A 720-nucleotide genomic window follows, 5' to 3' on the forward strand; every position below is an offset into this window, starting at 1 on the left:
TCCCTTCCAAGGTGTATTCATTGATACGTTCGTTCTCGTCCACCCATAAATCTTCTAGGTATAACAGCGCTTTATGTTTCCAGTCCTCTTTCTGTCCTTTCCTCCGTTCCTTTTTCTCTTCGTCTGCTTCAAAGTAATCAAGGACCTCTGAAAAAACATTTATCAAACGTTCCCTTATTTTTTCAGCATCCACTTTAAATGCATTTACTTCAATCTCAACGCTGATTCCCGGCAATTTTGTATTTCCATGCCCATCTGTAATGTTCGGTACTTGGAATGAAAATTTCTGCGGGATGATTTTAATTTCTGTCATTTCAATTTTCCCCTTTCTTAAGGTCTTAATTTTTAAAAAATTACACAACAAAGCTCCCAACGTAAATAAGGAGAATGTAGACTAAAATTGATAATACAAGTAGGATACGTTCAAGCATTGTATTACACCCTCCAAACAGACCCCAATCCCTCAACCAGGAATCAATCCAGACCACAATGAAAAGAGCCATGGGCCATAATAAAATAGATATTATTTCACGGACTGTCATATTCACCTCCTGTTACATCTTACTTAATTTGTCAACTGTGAATTCAGGAACCTGAATCCGTAAGAACATTGTTCAACCAGATTTAGTTGTTTCGATATGATAATTTTGTTTCTTTACATCCTGATATATGTTAAAATGGCACTGAAAGGTATAACGATACAGCCTTTCAGGGGAGGTG

At 36.8% G+C, this 720-nt stretch carries 1 pseudogene; it reads right to left on the reverse strand.

Annotated features, from left to right (window positions below):
• Positions 1-313, reverse strand: a pseudogene (locus tag LI015_RS27995) (hypothetical protein); the annotation flags it as partial.
• Positions 314-720: the final 407 nt, after the last annotated feature.

Origin of the sequence: Enterocloster sp. 210928-DFI.2.20 (genome assembly GCF_020554465.1) — a bacterium.
GTDB classification, from domain to species: Bacteria; Bacillota; Clostridia; order Lachnospirales; family Lachnospiraceae; genus Enterocloster; species Enterocloster bolteae.